Origin of the sequence: Anaerobacterium chartisolvens, assembly GCF_003337415.1 — a bacterium.
GTDB classification, from domain to species: Bacteria; Bacillota; Clostridia; order Acetivibrionales; family DSM-27016; genus Anaerobacterium; species Anaerobacterium chartisolvens.
The window spans coordinates 1-19,901 of sequence record NZ_QPJT01000005.1 but is presented as its reverse complement, the minus strand read 5'-3'; the positions used below and the strand labels follow the sequence as shown (position 1 = coordinate 19,901).

The 19,901-nt window shown below is 43.6% G+C and carries 18 protein-coding genes; 2 read left to right on the top strand and 16 right to left on the bottom strand.

The genetic code is table 11. From position 1 onward, the window contains the following. Window positions 1-5: 5 nt before the first annotated feature. From DFR58_RS05485 to DFR58_RS05440, 10 genes are all read right to left on the bottom strand, one after another. Complete coding sequence (locus DFR58_RS05485; protein ID WP_114296813.1) at window positions 6-932, bottom strand: S-layer homology domain-containing protein; 927 nt, start codon at window positions 930-932, stop codon at window positions 6-8. Between the two features lie 253 nt (window positions 933-1,185). Next, entirely contained in the window at window positions 1,186-1,680 is a 495-nt protein-coding gene (locus tag DFR58_RS05480; protein ID WP_114296812.1) for a hypothetical protein, read from the bottom strand. 8 nt (window positions 1,681-1,688) lie between these two features. Next, complete coding sequence (locus DFR58_RS05475; protein ID WP_114296811.1) at window positions 1,689-2,189, bottom strand: hypothetical protein; 501 nt, start codon at window positions 2,187-2,189, stop codon at window positions 1,689-1,691. A 2-nt stretch (window positions 2,190-2,191) separates the two neighbouring features. Further along, a complete protein-coding gene (locus DFR58_RS05470) occupies window positions 2,192-2,407 on the bottom strand; it encodes a hypothetical protein (protein ID WP_114296810.1) in 216 nt (71 codons plus the stop codon). A 30-nt stretch (window positions 2,408-2,437) separates the two neighbouring features. Continuing rightward, the gene (locus DFR58_RS05465) at window positions 2,438-3,322 is read right to left on the bottom strand and encodes a hypothetical protein (protein WP_114296809.1); all 885 of its coding nucleotides are present in this window, start codon (window positions 3,320-3,322) and stop codon (window positions 2,438-2,440) included. Next, a complete protein-coding gene (locus tag DFR58_RS05460; protein ID WP_114296808.1) occupies window positions 3,322-4,305 on the bottom strand; it encodes a hypothetical protein in 984 nt (327 codons plus the stop codon). Before DFR58_RS05460 ends, DFR58_RS05465 begins: the two co-directional genes overlap by 1 nt. Beyond that, entirely contained in the window at window positions 4,283-5,737 is a 1,455-nt protein-coding gene (locus tag DFR58_RS05455; RefSeq protein ID WP_114296807.1) for an ATPase, T2SS/T4P/T4SS family, read from the bottom strand. Before DFR58_RS05455 ends, DFR58_RS05460 begins: the two co-directional genes overlap by 23 nt. A gap of 25 nt (window positions 5,738-5,762) precedes the next feature. Beyond that, window positions 5,763-6,590 carry a CpaE/TadZ family protein gene (locus tag DFR58_RS05450; RefSeq protein WP_114296806.1) on the bottom strand — a complete coding sequence of 276 codons (828 nt, stop codon included), beginning with the start codon at window positions 6,588-6,590 and terminating at the stop codon, window positions 5,763-5,765. Then, the gene (locus DFR58_RS05445) at window positions 6,566-7,471 is read right to left on the bottom strand and encodes a flagellar biosynthesis protein FlgA (RefSeq protein ID WP_114296805.1); all 906 of its coding nucleotides are present in this window, start codon (window positions 7,469-7,471) and stop codon (window positions 6,566-6,568) included. Before DFR58_RS05445 ends, DFR58_RS05450 begins: the two co-directional genes overlap by 25 nt. Window positions 7,472-7,509: 38 nt before the next feature. Then, window positions 7,510-8,877, bottom strand: a complete 1,368-nt coding sequence (locus tag DFR58_RS05440) for a CpaE/TadZ family protein (protein WP_114296804.1) — start codon at window positions 8,875-8,877, stop codon at window positions 7,510-7,512. A gap of 237 nt (window positions 8,878-9,114) precedes the next feature. On the opposite strand from DFR58_RS05440, the gene DFR58_RS05435 reads away from it, so the two are divergent. Beyond that, window positions 9,115-9,948 (top strand): PP2C family protein-serine/threonine phosphatase, encoded by an 834-nt coding sequence (locus DFR58_RS05435; RefSeq protein WP_170138046.1) that lies wholly within the window; start codon window positions 9,115-9,117, stop codon window positions 9,946-9,948. Between the two features lie 141 nt (window positions 9,949-10,089). Beyond that, entirely contained in the window at window positions 10,090-12,075 is a 1,986-nt protein-coding gene (locus DFR58_RS05430; RefSeq protein ID WP_114296802.1) for a DUF5050 domain-containing protein, read from the top strand. On the opposite strand, the gene DFR58_RS05425 is transcribed toward DFR58_RS05430, so the two are convergent. From DFR58_RS05425 to DFR58_RS05400, 6 genes are all read right to left on the bottom strand, one after another. Next, window positions 11,967-13,061, bottom strand: coding sequence for a metallophosphoesterase (locus DFR58_RS05425; protein ID WP_114296801.1), 1,095 nt, complete (start codon window positions 13,059-13,061; stop codon window positions 11,967-11,969). The two genes, DFR58_RS05430 and DFR58_RS05425, sit on opposite strands and share 109 nt — an antisense overlap. A 310-nt stretch (window positions 13,062-13,371) precedes the next feature. Beyond that, window positions 13,372-15,831 (bottom strand): hypothetical protein, encoded by a 2,460-nt coding sequence (locus tag DFR58_RS05420; RefSeq protein ID WP_114296800.1) that lies wholly within the window; start codon window positions 15,829-15,831, stop codon window positions 13,372-13,374. A gap of 17 nt (window positions 15,832-15,848) precedes the next feature. After that, window positions 15,849-16,751 carry an ABC transporter ATP-binding protein gene (locus DFR58_RS05415; RefSeq protein WP_114296799.1) on the bottom strand — a complete coding sequence of 301 codons (903 nt, stop codon included), beginning with the start codon at window positions 16,749-16,751 and terminating at the stop codon, window positions 15,849-15,851. A gap of 20 nt (window positions 16,752-16,771) precedes the next feature. Then, window positions 16,772-17,995 carry a hypothetical protein gene (locus tag DFR58_RS05410; RefSeq protein ID WP_114296798.1) on the bottom strand — a complete coding sequence of 408 codons (1,224 nt, stop codon included), beginning with the start codon at window positions 17,993-17,995 and terminating at the stop codon, window positions 16,772-16,774. Between the two features lie 87 nt (window positions 17,996-18,082). Then, the gene (locus DFR58_RS22135) at window positions 18,083-18,415 is read right to left on the bottom strand and encodes a hypothetical protein (RefSeq protein ID WP_207659136.1); all 333 of its coding nucleotides are present in this window, start codon (window positions 18,413-18,415) and stop codon (window positions 18,083-18,085) included. Window positions 18,416-18,713: 298 nt separating this feature from the next. Beyond that, a complete protein-coding gene (locus DFR58_RS05400; protein ID WP_114296796.1) occupies window positions 18,714-19,238 on the bottom strand; it encodes a type III toxin-antitoxin system ToxN/AbiQ family toxin in 525 nt (174 codons plus the stop codon). Between the last annotated feature and the right edge of the window lie 663 nt (window positions 19,239-19,901).

Here is a 19,901-nt window from a genome sequence, read left to right as displayed (position 1 = left end):
CTGACTCATCTCTGGTATATTACTAGATCAACAATATATCCATTTGAACCAACTAATATTTTTTGCCCATCTATATAAAATGCATTTTGCAACTTAGTAAAGCGATCTTTTTTGGTCTTAATATAATCAATAATAGGATTTATAGCTTCGGTACCAAATTTGCTTGCCAATACCTTTTCAAGAGGTTCATATTGAGAATCGTCAGACCTAGAAAGGTCTATACTCAAAAAAATATCTACATTATATTCTGAACCCGTACTGATAACGATATCAGACTTTATCGGCACGTCATAGCCCTTTATCTTGACTGTCTCTCCATCTTTTGCTACCGGCCCTTCCCTCAGCTCCGGCTCAAGCATACACATAATCATTTTGCAGGCCTGGGCCCTGGTGGACTTATCCTTCGGCCCGAAGTTTCCGCTCTTATATCCTCCCATTATGCCCAGATAATACACCTTCAGCACATAGCTCCTCATGGAGCTGTCTATGCTCATGTAGTCGCCTATCATGCCCTCAAATACGCTCAGGCTTACATTATACTTTTCGTTTTTCAACGCCCTCACTATTATCCTTGCCGACTCCTCTCTGGTTATCGCCCTTTCAAGACTCGCCTTTGTCGGAAATTCCCCCTCGTCCACCAGCCTTAAGTTCTTGGCCTTGTCCACATACCCCGAGTAATATTTCAGGTTGTCATAGCCTAAAGAACGCACCACCATGGTTATGAACTGTGCAACCTTCACATCATCCTCCGGCCCGAACCTGCCGCTCTGGTAGCCCCCTATGATTCCCTTTGCGCTGAGCTTGTACACATAATCCGCATACCATGCCTTATCCGGCACGTCGCTGAATTTTACCGCCGCACCGCATACCGCCCCTCCGCAAAGAGCCGCCCACACCATAACAGCCGCCAGAACCCCCGCCATTTTTCTCATAGCTTACCTCCATATGATTTTTTCTTTATTATATATTTAGCAATAAAGATTTTACATGGAGGATATAATTTGATGTAAGAAATTTTTTTGACCCTTAAGGAATACATCTAAGAAAAGCGCCTGATGACAGACCCTAGAGACATTTCCCCGCAAGGCGTCTTGAAGACTCTTAGAGTCTTACGTTGTAGTTAAAAATTTCTGCAAGCAATTATATCCTCTATGTTTGTAAAATCTTTATTGCATCCTATTTAGATCAGTTAACCACTCTAACCTCAAACACCTGCGCGGCATTAAGATCAAATGCCGTAAGCCCTGGAAGCTGCTGCTGCGCATACCTTAATATCTGCGTCTTATACCTGTACCTTCCCGACACGTTTATACGGCAGAGGCTTACCTTGCCGTACTCCTCATCTATTGCAAGCCTTGCCTCAAAGCCGTTAAACCTCTCATCGGCTCCGTCGGCAGGTGAAAAATATGCCCTGTCGGAAGATACACTTACCACCTTCATGTCCATCGCCGAGGCAAACGCCTCACTGAATATATCTATAAAGCTGTCCGCATCTATCTCCGGATTAAGCTCCGCCCTGTTATAATCCTCCACACTCCTTGCCGCTGCCAGCCTCCCGGCGTTCAGCACCGCCGAATCCACTCTTGCCTTCTCTGTGAATACATTAAGCATTTCAAAGAACGGCTGCAAAATTATTATCGAAAGCAATACAATCAATATTACATAGGCATATGTCCTCATAGTGCCTCCTAGAGTATATCCTTATAATACGGCAGATCCTTATAATATTTAAGCCCCGTTGTGGAAAGCTGGAAGCTTACAGGCAGCACCAGCTCCACATCGGCATTTGCCAGCTTTACCCTGAAAGGGTAAGCCGCCTTTATCCTTACCGTTATTTTCTCTCCCCTTTGTCTGTACGGCTTGCTGCTGTCGTCCATCCCTGACGCCACATATGCCTCGTCGGCATTGTCCTCGCCTATGGCTGTAGAGCCGTATGAATTCTTCGCCTCTATTTCTATTAAGTTTATTACAGAAGCGTCTGAAAATATAGGCTTGCTTTTCAAGCGATCCATTGCGGCATTAACATTCATATTCTTTAAATAGTTGTCGGCTGCCGCTACCTGCGAAAGGTTGAACGTCTCATAAACAAGAGACATATACCACGGGAAGAAAAATATCATATTCATAAACAAAAAAAACACTACGGCAACGAGGACAGATATAAGTATCGCCTTTGCAAACCCCGCCATAATCAGCTCCCACCTGTCCCACCTACGGTATTCTTTATATAATCTATAAACATGTCCCATATCTGGTTAATCCATTTCGACAGCAACCCCCCGTTTCCCGTTATGATTGTCACCGCGGCACCTATTACCACTATAACGGCAACGGTAACCGCTATCTGCTTTATGCCTATATCCCCCCTGCTGCTCTTAATCCTCGATATAAATTCCTTTCTGTCCATAGCTTAAACTCCCCCTAATTTTATTATATTTTATGAAAACAGCCTTATTGCCTCAATTGACTGGAAGTAGTAATAAATAACTATATAAGCCGCAAGTATTATTATCAGAACAAACTGCGTCCTGAAATTTTTTGCCTGACGCAGCCGCAGCTCATCCTCCAGCGCCGTTACCCTCAGCTCGTCAAGCTCGTTTTTAAGGTAGGCCATCTGAGAAATGTTGTCGTAGCCCTTAAGACGCGTTTCCATAATATCGCAGAATTTTATAATATGTCTCACAGGCACCCTCTTTTTGAGCTGCTTTAACGCGTATTCCTCCCCAAACTCAATGTTGTCAAGCATATTCCCCAGCTCCTCCGCCATATCGGCATTGGCATTGGGCAAAAAATCCCTTATTACATCGGCAAGATAAATATTTACCGATTTGGAATACTGGTAATAAAGCATTCCGTAAAACGACGGAAAGTCTAAAAGTATGTTTTTGTTTTTCAATTCCACCTTTTTCTCAAGCTCATCCACCGGATAAATCCACCCTATTACTATAAACATCATTGATATAAAGCCCAATACCGGGTTAAGCTTCAGCAGCAGGTACGACACCGCTGCAGCCCCCGCGACATACAGAATTTGCTTAAGCCTTATTTCCTCCGGCGTTGTCTTTAAATCAAGCCTTTTTATTATCCTCTCCAGCTCTTCCTTTTTGGCTTCACTTAGCAGCAGCCTTCCCGAAGCTCCCCTTATAAAAACATCCTTATAGTATAAAAGCCTTTCCTGCTTCCTTCTGTCCCTTGCATTTTTAATGAAAACCCGCGTTCTCTTTTTACGCTTACGGCTTATGGGCTTGAAGAAAGAGTATACGAACACGTAAGTGAGATATATAATGGCGGCAAAGGAGACAAGCTTAGCAACAAGCACCATTATTTCACACCTCCCCCGCTGCCTATATCGCTTTGAAGAGACTGGCACCTTGCAAAGCTTAAGCAAATAGCCACAATAGCTATGGTGTTTATAAGCCTGCCCTCTGCGCTGCCCATCATAAAAGCCTTAAGCTCTCCCGAGGTCATGGAATAACCCGCAAAAGCGGCTATCATAGCGGTTTTAATCAGGAAATCCCTGTTCATTTTTTTAAATATCCTGTTTTTTCTTACGTTCACCTCTCTCAAAACGGCATTTTCATCTACAATATCCAGAAAGATGTCCGCCATGCCCTTTCTTTCGTTATATTCAAAAATTACCGCTTTTTTTGTAAAATTGTCGAACTTTGGCCCAAGCTGCTTATTAAGTATTTCCATGGCACGCTTAAAGGAGTATCCGTGATTTTCGCAGTTGTCCACAAACTGCATAAAGTAGGGCCTGATATTTTTGTTCAGGTATCCTTCCGACTCAAGTACCTTTTTTATTGCCACAAGCACACCGTCTCTGGCAAGAGGGCATATGAGATCCTCCGCGTCCATTATGCTTTCAAGCTTGGCCGCCTTTGCAAGGCGTGACTGCATGGTTACAAAGGTAATCATCCCCACAAGTATGGATACCGATGCCAGCACCGAGAGGGACACATTTTTCAGAAAAACCACTATAATGAGCACCAGTGCCGCAAGCAGAATGCACAGAAGCGAATTGGCTCCTTCAAGGGTAAGGGGCAGGTTGAAATCGTATATAATTCCTTCAATTATATTGTTATATCCGGCTATAACAGTCTCTTTCCTCTTTTCGATCTTTTCCTTTTTCAGCCTGTACACAAACCTCTTTATGTTATGCCTGCCCACACTGTCGATGAATATATCAAAAAGCTTCTCCGCTCCCATTCTGAAATCCGCCAGCAGGCGAAGATCCATTACAAGGTTTATAACGCAAAGCACTGCTGCGCCTGCAAATATACTAAACATTAATGTTAATCCCACTGGTATCGTAAACCTCCTCTTCATCAGGGCTTGGAGGCACGGTTAAAAATTCAAACCGGCTTTTCCTTATGCCTGATTTCAGCATCCTCTGGCAGATTTCGTCTGAAATTACTCCCACTCTCTTATGCCTCCCTATTATTCTCAGTACCTTTCCCGTCCCTTCATCCTCCTCAACGTCCATGCACTCATACCTGTAAATCTGATTCACTATCGGTGACAACCCTTCGGAGCCCATCACTTCGGAAATAGAGGTAACCTTTCTCGTCCCGTCGGCAAGCTTTTCCTGAAAGACAACAAACTTAACCGCGCTGCATATGTTTCTCAAGGCCAGCTCGGCAGGCTCGTCCGACACCATAAGGTATGCGGTGAGAAACCTGAAAATAGCCTCCTTGTCACCTTCGGCATGAAGCGTTGTAAAAAAATAATGTCCCGTCTGGGCGGCCCTTAAGGCAGTGGCAAATTCTCCCGGAGCCCGCAGCTCTCCAGGCCCTATCCAGTGTGGGGATTGCCTCATAGCGTTTATAAGCAAATTCTCCATGGTGGCAGGGCTGCTGTCGTCATCCTCCGACACCGACTCGTATTGAAGCACATCGTTTATAACCCTGCCGCCGGCATCATCGTCCTTATGCCTTAAAAGCCTCATTTCAGCGGGGTTCTCTATGGTTATAATACGGCAGAGCGGGTCTATCTGGCGTATCAGAACCTCATTCAACGTGGTCTTGCCGCTGCCCGTGGGCCCTACCGTTATCCATGACAGATCCGCCTTAGGCATCATTGACAGCATTCTGAACATATTTGTGGAAAAGGATTTGTCCTCAATCATTTTCAAAGGAGACATGGCCGATTTTTTAAATTTCCTTATTACAAACGCGGGGCTGTCGTAGGGAGAAATATCGCCATGGGTGGCGTTTACCCTGTAACCCTCAATGGTGCGCGCATTTACCATGGGCATTCTGGGGGTAAGCCTCATCTTTGAAACCCCTATGAGCTTTGATATTATCCTCTCCATATGCTCCCTGTCATTAAACTGCTTGTCCAGCATTTCCGTCCTGCCATATCTTTCTATAAAAATCTGCCGGGGGCCGTTAGCCCTTATTTCATCAATCTCAGGGTCCTCCATAACCTCTGTTATGGGCCCGTATTGAGTTATTTCGTCAATCAGTGCGCCCTTTAGGGAAATTAAATCATCATATCCCTCCACCTCGGGCTTCTGCGTCTCAACATAATCAATGATATATCTTTCGGTCATTTCTCTTTTCTTGGCAGCGTCATCCAGCCTCCTGTAAAAGTTGGAGGCAGTCTTGCTTATATACTGCTGACAGTGCTTTAAAACCTCGTCAAAGGCTACACTGGCATATTTACGTGACGCATCGCCTTTCTGCACATATTTTGCCTGCCTCTGAAGCTCACTCACATTTCCCCTTGACAGCATTGCATTCCCCCCTTTTTACCCACTGTCAGCCTGCAATTACATCCGCCAATGCGTTTAAAGCCCTTTCAAATCTCTTGTCAAGCAGCGCGCTGTCCTGAATGTATACCTTTCCCTCAATAGAAAAGTCCGCCGCTTTAGGTATGAAAGGAAATTCCGCTATCAGCTTCATCTTCATTTCAGAAATTACCTCTCTGTCAAAGTTCAATCCGCTTATGTTGTTTATAACTATGTTTGTAAATTTTGATGCCCCAATACCGAGCGACCCCACAAACTCCAGAAATTTTTCAGTATTCTGAGGACATTCTATCCTTTCGCTCCATACAAAAAATCCGGTATTGCAGTGCTTTATTGAAGAGACACAGAACTCTAAGGGGGGTATGTTGGGTATATCCACTATTACCAGATCAAACATGTCCTTTACGGCAGTCATAACCCTCTCGATATCACCGAAGGTAAAATCAAAATAATCCTCCATTGCGTCCATAGGGCTGGGAGACAGAAGAAACAGGTTTTTATACCTGGTAGAATTTATCTCATCCCTGAAGTCCACCCTATCACTCCTCAGAAGCTTAATAAGGCCCCTGTCTCTCGGGTTGGCCTCACAGTCAAGAATTTTATAAATGCTCGGATAAAACACCTTGTTGTCCAGTATGCATACACTGTACTGCCTCGCGGCAAGAAGAGCCGCAAGGTTTGACACCAGTATGGACGTATCGCAGCAGTCGGAAGCCGGGATAAAGCCTATAACATTGTCAATAATTCTGCTTGCCTCCAGCTCGCCGTATACCCTGTCTCTGGGGGACAGCCTCTGCAAAACATCGTCAAAGCTCAGTTTGCCCCTTTGCCGGCCCATGACTGCACCTCCTTCTCAATAGTGGAAAGCTGGTCTAAAATGTTTACATCCTTATTCCTTTGCAGTATAGTAAATGTGAACGACTGAACACCCTTTCCCTTAAATTTGGCATACGCCTCGGCCTGACGTGAGGTAGCCTCAAGCACAAGCGATTTTGGCTGGATATTGTTCAAAAACTGATCGCTCTGCATTACAGACTCTCTTTTATCCGCCGCCAGCTTAAGAGCTTCCTTGTATACCTCATAAATGGAATGCCCCCTTGAATTTAAAAGATCCTTTATTATAATGGAGTCAAATAAAATCTGTGCCTGAACCTCTTTTTTTGAAGAGGGCTGAAAGCCGCCATAGTTTGGAACGCTTCCGTCAATGCCGTCTCCCTGCGGAGCCTCCTTCTCCTCCAGCACCCTCACCCTCACTCTGTCCCCCGGCATCAGTATATCTCCTCCGCATTCCATATAATTGTAGGGGAGCGTCAGTATTTCATTCTGCGGATCGCTGAAGCCGTATATCCAGGCATTTTTAAGCGGCCTTTCGGCGGTTAGCTGGTCCATATAAAGAATTGACTTTTTACGCAGGGTATACAGTGAATATTTATTCACAACCTCCCGGATATTGTCCTCGCTGTACCTTAGCATGTCCGAAGTAAATTCTCTCTGTATTATGGAATAGCCTTCAATATCCTTCTCGGCTATAAGGCTTCCGGCAGGGATACCGTCAGGTGCCTTTACCCTTATAATTTCCACGGTGTTTTTTGCCTCTCTGTTGACATCGTTAAGAAAAATAAACGATGCCACAACCACCATAATGCTTATGCCTACCGCAAGCACCTTTTTATACAGCTTGTTTCCGGGCTTTATGCCACGTATACTGTTTACCTTCATGTCACATATCCCTTCTTAAAAATAAATGTCCCACAGTGTTAAATCAAATTGTCCAGCACCTTTAAGTAATGCCCTTTATACTCGCCGCTGGCAGAGCACAGCTTCCTCCCGGTATCCACCTGCGTGTCAAAGCTCCCGCACCACGGTATCGCCCCGGCGCATACCGGCCTGTCGTCAAAAACCTCGCTTATCTCGCATAATATATCGCACATCAGCTGACATGTCATTTTTTTACCGTGGTGCCTACTTTCGTCGTTGTATTTTGTGGCAATAATTCTGGATTTCATCTTAAGCAGGGATAAAAACTCCCGTTCAAACATTTCGTCTACGGCTTTAGCGGTGTTTATCAGAGAATAGATATTATTATTGACACACAATCCTATGCCGTCCAAGTGTATAAGCATTTCTGAATACCGGCTGAGCACATGGAAGGGGATATCCAGTAAAACAAGATTAAAATCAGACTTTAGAACTGTTATAAGTCCAAGAAGCCTTTTAAGGTTAATAAAGTCCAAAAGCTTGTCTCTGTGAGGAACGGAGTAAGCAAGAGAGACTACATACAGCCCATCATTTATTTTGCAGGAATTTTTAAGATATAGATCGGGCTTTAAAAGGCATTTTACCAAAGATGCCTCCAGCTCAGAATTCAACTGGGCTTCCTCTCCGAATTTACTAAAGTAAAGATTCATTCCCCTGTACTCGATGTCCAAGTCCAGTATTATTGTTTTAAGTCCCTTCATGCCTGCCGCCACTGCAATATTTGCCGCCGTGCTAGTTGCGCCCGCTCCCCGGTGCCCCGTTATTGCCACCGCCCTGTTTAAGCCCGCCTGAACCGCCCGAAGCCTGCTTCTCGTATTTTTTTCTTCTCCGGGTACATCCCTAACCGAACCTTTAAAAGGAACTTCGCTATTCTTCCCACTGCTTTTCTCCTGCCTGCCAAAAAAGCTCCACACCCTTTTGCCCTCACTGTGCGGTTCCCCTTGAGACTCCAAACCGGCTTCCCCTCCGTCATTGCGGCAGACATCTCCGCAAATATCCCTAAGAAGCGAGGCAGGAATTTTGACCCTGTCAATAAGGTGGCTGCGGTAATTTTGCGCCCCTCCCGCGCCATCTGTAAAGGCCCTGTCATACAAAGGGTCTTTTGTAATAAATTTAAATACGTACTTGTCCGGCATACTGCCGGTATGCCGCCTAAAGCTTTCTATTGCGGCCTTGAGCTCGGAAGGCGCACAGCTTATGCCCTGATCCGTCAATACTATAATATCCGCGCTCACATTTCGGTTCATAATCCGCTCCAGGCCCTTAAAAATGTCCTGTTCATATGCTGTAACCCTTATTCCGCAGTCTCTTTCAAGGATCTGGCTTAAGCTTTTGCAACCTCCTCCGGCGATCAAAAATGCATCCATAATATTTCATTCTCCTTGGGCTTACGCACATATACCTGTAAAATCCTCTTAGATCATACAAATTACTTAATAATTTTCGATTAATATCTGTTATTAAATATAATAAATGATTTTTCTGGATTTTTCAAGTATTATATGACAAAAAATACTACAATACCATCTTTTACCCAAAGAAATTTAGTGCTATAATAATACAAGAACGGCTTGCTGTGTATAAATTATGCGGGGAGAATGTATATGAATAAACTAACAACGGTTGATGCCTCAGTCGTTTGCAGCACGGGGCTTGTACGGACAAGCAACGAGGATAACTTTTATTTGAACGGCTTGTTTATGCACCCACACGAAAGATCTCAAAGCATTCGGCTAAGCTATGGAGAAACCTGCAGAGAAATGATTTTTGCGGTATGTGACGGCATGGGGGGAGAAGCATTGGGGGAATGTGCCTCGCTGACAGCGGTCTCGGAGCTTAAAGACTTTCACGACACCATATGGGCGGGAAAATCCTGCAGCGATATAACAGGTATGCTCACCCTGATGGAAAAGTACGTGGATAAAGCAAATAAATCAATATATGAAATATCGGCTCAAAATTCCGTCAGCATGGGGACTACTCTTGCAATACTACTTATATTTGACGGACAAAGCGCCGTTCTTAACCTCGGGGACAGCAGAATATATCTGGCAAGAGAAAATTCCTTAGAGCAGCTCACAGTAGATCATACCGAGGCTGAAAGGCTTATAAGACTGGGTATACTGACAAGGCACACGGCGAAAGGGCATAAATCCCGCAGCCTGCTTTCAATGCATCTTGGCATACCTCCGCAGGAGGGAAGGATAGAGGCACACACTGGGTGCATTTTGCCCCTTAAGCGCGACGATGTTTTTTTGATTTGCAGCGACGGTCTTACAGACATGGTGGACGACGATGAAATAAAGGAAACCATACAAGCCTGCGGTGAAAGCTCACACATGGCATCCTCCCTCGCACAGCGCGCGCTTCAAAACGGGGGGAAGGACAACATAACGGTTATCACCGTAAAAATCGAGGATATATGCTATATAGTTTAGGCTTTTACATATCGGATAACGGAGGATGTAAAATAATATCCCGGTCACGCATTCCGGGGAAATTATCCTTCCGGAAATTATTTTACATTCTTTTTAGATAGTTTGTATCCTAATTTATATAAAATAAGGAGGGCTTTTAACATGCACGATATGGAATATGTCAAGAGGTATGAGCCTGTATGGGGGAGCTGGAGCATAGACTCCTTTATAGGAGACGGAAGCTTCGGAAAGGTTTACAGGGTTTCAAAGGAGGATTGGGGCTTTAAGTACATATCGGCGTTGAAATTTATAAGCGTACCCTCGCCGGAGCAATACAGGGAGGCCGTTGCGTCGGTATCCTCAGACCCCCAAATACTTGCGGCCTATTTTACCGATGCAGTAAAAAGCATTATAAACGAAATAAGGCTGATGTACTCGCTGCGCGGCAACAGCAGCATAATAAGCTATGAGGATCACCTCGTTGAAAGAAGAGCCGACGGCACCGGCTGGGACATACTTATAAGGATGGAGTATGCCTGCTCGCTTTCGGAATATGCGGCCCGCAACGATATGTCGGCTGAAAAAGTCATAACGCTGGGAATTGACATATGCGAAGCTCTTGAGGCGTGCTCAAGAAAGGGCATAATACACAGGGACATAAAGGGCGAAAATATATTCATTTCCGAGGGAGGAGGCTTCAAGCTGGGGGATTTCGGAATATCGAGAGAGCTGTCGGGAAGCGGCAGAGCGGGATCAATGAAGGGAACTCCCCTTTACATGGCGCCTGAGATCTACAGGGGCCAGACATATGACTCGAGAGCGGATTTGTATTCTCTGGGCATTGTGCTCTATAAGCTTATGAACTACGGAAGGCTGCCCTTCATGCCCCCGTATCCCCTTGAAATAAAATACAAGGACAGTGAAGCCGCCTTTGAGAAAAGGATGTGCGGGGAAATGCCTCCCCCTCCGCTCCAAGCGGGCGAGGACTTCGGAAAGGCCATAATGAAGGCGTGCTCCTTCAATCCCGAAGAAAGGCACGCATCTGCCTCAGAGCTGAGAGCCGAGCTTTCCACAATACTCCTCGGGATGTCCCAAAACGCAAGATCCCAATTGGTGTCCTGCGCAAAATCCCCCCGGCAGGAGGGCAATTCAGTTCAGGCAGAGCCAACAGAAATAATCTCTTCCCCGGCAAATGCATATAACGCCGCTCTGGAAGAGACAGTGAGTATTTTCAGCGTCAGTCCGCAATACTCCCTCAATCGGCATGACTACGAGAAAGGCACTCCGGGGAACATTGTAAATGGAGGTATTGTATGCGCTCACGGAGCGCACATATACTATTCACCCGTTAATCACGACAGCCTGCTTATAAGAGAGGGGCATGACGGAAGCGGGCAAATTATTCTAAGCCGCGACCTGTGCTGGTTTATAAACATAGCCGGAAATACACTGTGCTACAGCAACGCCTCTGACGACGACAGCCTGTATAAAATAAACACCGACGGAAGTGGGCGCACAAAGCTTAGCGATGACAGGTGCTGGGATCTTCGCATTGCCGGAGACACCATATACTACATAAATGAAAGCGACGGGTACGGCATATACTCTATAAAAACTGACGGCAGCGGCAGGACAAAAATCGCAGGCGACAGCTCGGGCAGCCTGAATTTAAGCTCAGAATGGCTTTACTATTCCAATAAAAGCGACGGAGGCAAATTATACAAAATGACTTCCGGCGGCATGGAAAGAACCAAGCTTAATGACGATAATTCCGATTTTGTAAATATAAGCGGCGAGTGGCTTTACTACTGCAATAAAAGCGACGGCTTCCGCATGTACCGCATAAAAACCGACGGCACTTGCAGGGCAATGCTGTGCGGCGACATGTCCTTAAGCCTCAATGTCCATGACGGCTGGGTATACTACAGCAATAAAAGCGATAACGGCAGCCTTTACAGAATAAGCATACACGGCCGCGACAGACTGAAGCTTACACATACGGGAGCGGACTATATAAATATCGCGGGAGAATGGATTTATTACTGCAGCACGGATGAAGGAGGCAAGCTGTGCCGGATAGGCCTCGACGGAAAGGGCAGATCAAACTCTTCCTCCTCTGAAGGAATGTCCTTGCAGTCAAGGCAATAATCGTTCAGGGAAGGCGAATATGCACGCACTATTATTCTTTCTCCCTTGAGGTCAAAATGCATAAGCCTTATATAGCCCTGTCCGCCCTCCTCCGCGTCCTGATAATCGAACAGGAGCTGATGCACCGTGCGGTCGGGAACTCCGTCTCCATTGTCATCTATCTGATCCGCCCTTCTGTTTGCGCAATAATAATGGCCCGACAGCACCATAAAAACATTTGAGTTAGGCTTCACCACTTCGTTATATACCCTTCGGGACTCCTCCCTGAAGCCTCCTATGGAGGGCAGCGTCAAATACTCATGAAGGCAGAGCATTGCCCTGTGGCGGGGATACCTTTCAAGTACGCTGTTTATCCAGTCAATCTCGCTGTCTCCTATTCCCCAGCCCATATATACCATAATAAAATCAATACCTCCCGCCGATATCAAATCATAATGTCCCTTATTATTTTTGTAGCTGCCTCCGTACCAGGGATTATGCCGATACCGTCGCTCTCCGAAATACTTGCAATAGCCGGTATAGTCAAAGGCTCCGTGCGCCACATCATGGTTTCCCGCCAGAACTCCGTAGGGCAGCCCCGCCTCATCCAGTATTCTGTATGCCGGGTCCGCGTTTTCCCACTGCCTCGCCTCCCTGCTGTCATCCACAATATCGCCGGTATGGAACAAATATCTGATATTCATCCTGTCCCTGTTGGAAACAAGCCAGTTGTGAATGTTTATCTGATGCTTGTTCCACAAATCATTTGAATTGTAGTACTGCGTGTCCGATTCCCACGCATACGTAAAATCATAATTACTCCTTGGCGTATCCTTGGGATTGCCATTCTTGATGCCTCCTCTGCCTGTGAACCTGCCTATATTAAAAGCACTTTCTTTTGAGAAGGCATTGCCCGCAAAAGCAACGCCCGTGGAGCTCAAAAGCACCGAGCTTATTGACACCGACAGTAATAAAAGCAATGCTGTTTTTCTCTTTAGCTTAATCATTTCCAGCCCTCCGCGCACGCTTGACAAACAAATGCCACAAAGTTTCAAATTACGAAGCAAAATGGATTTGCATTATGTAATCCCACGTGAATAGTATGACCGTAACTAAAAAAAGTATAAAAGAAGAATATGAGAAAAATTCCAATCGTGTGAAAGCTAGAAAAAATAATGATTTAATTCCCATAAAATTATAGATATCAAAAACCATATTGTAGTTATTGAAAATGAACATGGTATAAAACCCGCTTCCCTGATGGACGGATATAAACAGCTATATGAAGGGCAGCAGCAAATAACTACCGCCCTTTTATTATCCCCTCAATTCCGCCGCTGTTGAATTGCCTTTCAGCTTATGCGTCTTGAACTCATTTCCGTTATATATACACCCTCCCCAGGCCACAGCTAATGCGGCTAAAATCCCCAGCACTGTAAAATAAACCGTCAGCCCTCCGAAGGCTGCAGCCCCCGCAAACGAAGAAAATAATAGAAAGCTTGTGTTGAGAGTAAATGAATTTACAGAGGACATGCCCATTAAGCCCATTAAAAACGGGAACCCGAATAAAACTGTTGCTGCAAATATGCAAAAGGATTGCTTTTTCACAAGCTGTGAAATCAGAAGAATAAACGCGGTCATTGCAAGGCATCCCCCAAGCTGCAACAAATTGGCCAGCACTATGAAGCCTGAAATGCTTATGTCTATATCTGCGCCGCCCAAGATGCGTATGCTCTGGATAGGGGCCGACCAGTCCTTTATATCATACTTCGTAAGCAAATTTATATAATATGGCGAATAAACAATAATGAGCAGAATTAAGGCAGTTATACCTCCTATAAGGCTTTTATATGCAAACAGCTTCAGCCTTCCGTGCCGGGTGCATTTCAAAATATTAATCATGCCGTTCCTATAGTCCATGGGAAAAATATTGCTGATGCAAAGTATGAGCAAAATGCAGTACAACAGCCCATTGAATAAGTCTCTGGTCTTATTATTGAATATATAGTCTGACGACAATTCACAAACAAAGCTTCCGTTGATGTTGCTGTCCTTCTTTAAATCCACAAGGTATTGATACTGGTTTTCCAGCCTGTCAAACCCCTGCCGCATTTCGGCAAACAGTGTTATTTCCCTCAGCTTGTAAGACAGCTCCTGCCCGGTTATAGCACCGTTCTTAAAGGATATGTTAAGCTTTTCAATCTCTAATGGGATATCATCAAACCGCTTCCGCTCCGCTTTAATCCTCTCCGTCTTTTCGGGGGTAATCCCGCCTGCCATGGAGTCAACATATGACTTGTATACGGCGACATCCTGCCCCATCAGTAAGGGCGTAAAGTCGATATTTCCATATGATATAACCAGAGCTATTAATATTACCAGATACACCTTTCCCGCGATAAACACCTTATAAGCCTCGTGCCGGAAAAGGCTAGTATTGCCGGAAAGCCTTGCGCGCTTTAAAGAAAGCTTGTTTAAAAGCATGTCAAGCATACCTCCCGGGCCGGTGTAAAGCCTTGAATACGCAAATATATTTATAAGACACGCCGTGGGCGAGATTATCAAAAATACAAGCAGCGAAGCAAAAACGGTGCTTACGGGAAACCCGAAAAGATTAATGTTTGTATACTCGCCGTACAGTCCGAACACATTAAAAAATGCAAATATATTTAAATACTTAAATACATTAATATAGGACGCAGGATGGATAAACGCATAGCACATATAGCTTGCGCCCATAAACAGTCCCAGCCCTATGTATATGGCTTTTGCATTTGACAGGACATTAAAAAGCATTGCAAAAACAAGGGAAGTAAGCACCGCCGTAAGTACCTTTGTAAAAATAAAAAGAATAATGTATTCCTTCACAGTAAGCAAAAGACTGCAATCCCTGAAGGCGCTCATGGACTGTACATAGCGGGAACCATCTCCAAAGCCGTAAAGCCTGCTTCCAAGTATTAATACACTACCGTAAAATACAGCTGAAAGCGCCGCGGCTGCCAGTGCAAGAACGGCAAGCTTGGATAAAATAACAGGTATGCGCCCATTTTCACAAGCCTTCATCAGATTGATAAGGCCGTTCTCCTTCTCATGCAGGAAAAGATAAATACATAATAAAAATATCAATGCAATAATGACAATGTCGGTCATTCCAAATTTTGTAGATGTAACAATTCCCTTTTGGTCTCCTGGCTTGAGCTTTATACCCTTTAAGTGCTCAAAATCCCCTGGAGTTTTCACCGTATTTCTATAGGAAAAGGTTCCGGGCTTATTAAAGATTGAAACGCTTTGCATTTCTCTGGCTTTTTCCTCCATAGAATCTATAAAGCCGGGATAGTCTTTGATGTATTGCAGTTTCTCCTTCAACAGAGAAAGAGAATAGCAATAGTCATTTAAAAGCTCGCCGTCGTTCATGTACCTGCTGTCTTTATACTTTGCGATAAGCCCTTCATATGAAAGGGGCTTTTCCAATTGCTCCAGCATAGGGCTGATTTGCTCCTTTACCAGCTCCTCCTGCATTTCCTTTGACCTGAAGTACCTGATGAAGCCCAGTGCCGACAGCTCGCCCTCCTCCTGCGCCAGCCTTGAAACAGCTTGATCCGGCGGCAGTCCGGCATACTCCTTTTCCAAGCTGTAATATACCTCCGGCGTCAGGGCTCCGTCATTTGTATGCTCATTTATATACATGTAGCCGTTCACAAGGAATAATGCCAAGATCAGGAGCAGAAGCAGCTTCTTGCACATTATCTTGTAAAATTCATATTTAAGTATGCTCAAAATTCCATCCCCGCTTTCTATGATGCTGTGCTGCCGTTAATTGCGCCGTCGTCCTTGAACATATAAAGGTAAATGTCCTCAAGGGTTGGAAGTGCGGGCTTTGAATCAAGTCCTTCAGGGCATTGGTCTCCCACTGTTTTCACCGCGGCGATACCATCCTGCTCACCTACGATGCTGCTTACAGTATATTTCTCCTGCACGCGGCATAATTCTTCAACAGGTACGTGAACCTGCCACACCTTATCCTTCATTTGAGACAATATGTCAGACGGCCTGTCCTGTAATATAAGACTGCCCTGCCTGAGGAAAATAACCTCCTTTGCGGCGTATTCTATATCGGATACCACATGCGTGGCGAATATGACTATCTTGTCGAGCGCAATCTCGCTTATGAAATTGCGTATGCGCACCCTCTCCTTAGGGTCTAAGCCCGCAGTCGGCTCGTCCAGAATTAGCACCTTAGGGTCGTTCAGCAAAGCCTGCGCTATCAGTATCCTCTGCTTCATACCCCCGGAAAACGCCCCCAGCCTCTTATGCGCGTCACCGCGCAGGTTCACCAGATCAAGCACATATTCTATCCTGTCTTTTGCCTGTTTTTTTTTCAGTCCCTTCAGGGCCGACATATACCACAAAAAGCGGTTTGCAGTAAAGTCGTCATATATTCCCTGATGCTGGGGCATGTATCCCAGTATGCGCCTGAAGGCCTTTCCCATTTTTATAATATCCGTACCGTCAAACTCCACGCACCCCGCACTGGCCTTTATATTATCGGTTATTATATTCATAAGCGTTGACTTTCCCGCACCGTTCGGCCCCAAAAGCCCGTATACCCCGGGGGTCAATACGGCACTGAAGCCGTCAAGGGCCTTCCTTTTGCCATTCTTATACGATTTGGTAACATTTTTAATTGCAAGCTCCATAAGCTCCTCCCTCTTTTTGCTTAATGTATTATCTCTATACCCGGTCTCGCATGTTCCTGCTCTATCTCGAAGAACGGCTTTAATTCTATTTCGCCCGTACCAAACTCGCTTTTGTCAGCGTAAAAGATTTGGAATTTGTCCTCCGTATATGTTGTAATAAACAGATGGGAATCCCCCCCGCATATTACGGAGAAGTGCTTATCTATATGGCCTGTTTTTATGCTGCCGACAGACTTTCCGTCCCTGTCCAGTATCCTGAGTGCCTGCTGATCCCTTGGCTTTGCATCAAGCGAAAATCTATTGTCATTTGCATACAAGTATTTGCGGTCGGCTAAAATGATGCTGTCCTTATCTATACTAAAGCTTTTGCGGCTGTTCTCGCCCTTCAAATCGGAAACAAAAGTGTCTCCTTCTTTTACAACGCCATCCTCCAAGATTTCCATAGTGTAATATAACTTATTATCATAAATTTCCGGATCCAATACTATTTCCATATCGTTGTCGGTAAAAAGCCTTGCAGTTTTACCTGTTATAATATCATAGCGCATTGCCCTTGTGGTTATCATTTTCTCAGTGTGGGCATATTCGGTGAAGTAAAGGCTGTCTCCATAGCATTTCAGATCCTGAATATGACCTCCCTCAAGCTTGCCCGCATATATATCTCTGGGCTTTGCACCAAATTTTTTTAAGTCAAACTCGCTTATTTTATAATAGGACTGGAGGCTTTTGTCATACACATTCTGCACATAATAGACCTTTCCCCTGTGAATCGCCAGTGACCCAGGCTGGGAATCAAATGTCAGGACAGACTTTCTGCTTGTCCCGTCCTGCGACAGCTTCACAAGCTCATAGTCCTCTCTTCCCTTCCCGAATATGGTTGACGTAACATAGAGGCTTCCATCATAGTATGCTAAAAAAGGACTGACCATTCGAAAAAAAGCATTACAGTTATAAACCTTTTGAGGGTCGGTTTCCGCGTCATGCAAACAATTGGGCTTATTGCATAATATAACAGGCTTCATCGTTTTCTTATCCGCATAGTACAGGTAAAATCCGCTGAAAAAGTAATACCCGCTTTCAGATTCAGCCATCATTGGAACCCTCCCCTGCGTAAAATACATGTACTGGAAATCCTGTCCCTCTATATATGTGTTTCCCGTTATATTTTTTCCGGCGCATCCCGGCAATAAAGCCACACAAATTATCAGGTAGGCTATAATAAGGCTGTTTTTAAAGCTTTTCATTCCAATCCCCCTGTTTTTGGGTTAAATTGACACCCCGTTTCATTAAGAACGAGGTGTCAACCTTAAATAACCAATATTATGCCATTATCATATACTTGTATATCCGTACCAGGTACTTCCACTGGCGTAAACATAATGTGTTCCTATAGCACTAATATTTTGTGCCGGTACTAAACCAGCAATCGCTGTTGCAGTTACTGATGATGACGGATAAGTATTTTCTGCGCTTTCTTCGTAAATCATTGAACCAAATTGATACTTATACGTAACACTAGCAGTACAAGCAACTGAAGATGATACTGCCGTGGTTGTCGCAGTTGCTCTGTTAGTACCAAATGATAAAGAACCAGTACACCTGATATTGCCGCAATATCCACTCGTACTTGAGGCAGCAAAAGCACACACCGAAGATATTATCATACAACCAATCAATGCACCTATTCCTGCTAAAAATTTTAACTTTATAAATTATACCTCTGTAAATTATTTTTATTTTTTATAAACTACTGCAGTGTTTAGTACATGACTGAGCATACCATTACTTGCATATACTGTCAATATATTAGGCACATGTAACTTTTTTGTAATAATTAGACATTCTTAGGAATTTGAAATGTTTAAGACCCTTTAGTAGAAGTTTTTGTTTAAGGGCTAAGAACGTGTTCAAAATCTTTTTAATCTAATGATTATAACGAGCATTCTCCGCAATATGCAATAATTAAATTTTTTCTTCTTTCCCAATCGCGGCTTGCTCCTGAGCTTCCATTTTTTCTTTTAATGCTTTATACTCAATACAAGCCTGCTCTAACCTTTTAAAATCAAAACATCTTTGTGATACCCTATCATTTGGATATCTATATTTATTCTCATAAATCTTTATAGCACTCGTAATAATAGGAAGTCTATTAATTGCCTTTATTTCTATATTTAATAAATCAATGTACTTACTTTTTGCTATATCACTTGTAAATGTCCTGTAATTTTCTATATTCTTATATTCTAAATCAATTAACAAAGACTTATGTATTGGAAACATATAGTTTAGATTTATTACACACATCAATCTTCCATCTTCAGGATTATAGATTTTATAAAAATCTACCTGTTGTTTTAATTTTAAATGCCTGTCTTGAGGATGAGATACTTGAGATATATATTCCATGTCACCGTTCTCAAACAAAGACCCAAAAAAACGGTTTGAATTTATCGTCTCCGTAATCTGAATATGGTATTCTTTTTTCATAATTATTTCTCAGATAATTTAAATAAGTATCATTTGGAACTTTCCACCATATCGCCATTTGCCCCTCTTTGCAAAATAAAATGGACTCCTTAACGAGTCCATTTTATTAATACGATTTTGATAGGATTCGTAACCTCTATTAATACGATTTTGATAGGATTCGTAACCTCTATTAATACGATTTTGATAGGATTCGTAACCTCTTAATATAATTATAATGCATATACCATATAATGTCAAGCTGTTTCTTATTATGCCTCATATTTATTTTTCACATACATATTATATTAACTATTTTTCACCATTCTAATTTATTAAATATTTTACATAAAGTTTTTTCCACTTTTGTATAAAAACATCTTGCCCTTCCAGCATAAAGAAGATATAATATACGCAAGCTGTACCGCACATACATTATTATAAAGCCTTTTTCCTTTTATAGCAAGGAGGTGTTTATGATTTTGTATGTACGTCTGTATTGCACATGGTTTAGAAATATGTGTGCTGTGTATGGGTGAACCCGTATACAGCACTTTCCCGTCTTTAGACTTTAACACCATAATTTTTTAGGAGAAACCAGCATACAAAACTCAGGAAATCGGCGCAAATACGCGCTTTTTTTATTCCAAAAACACTTGAAAAAATAATATTTTTAGTGTATAA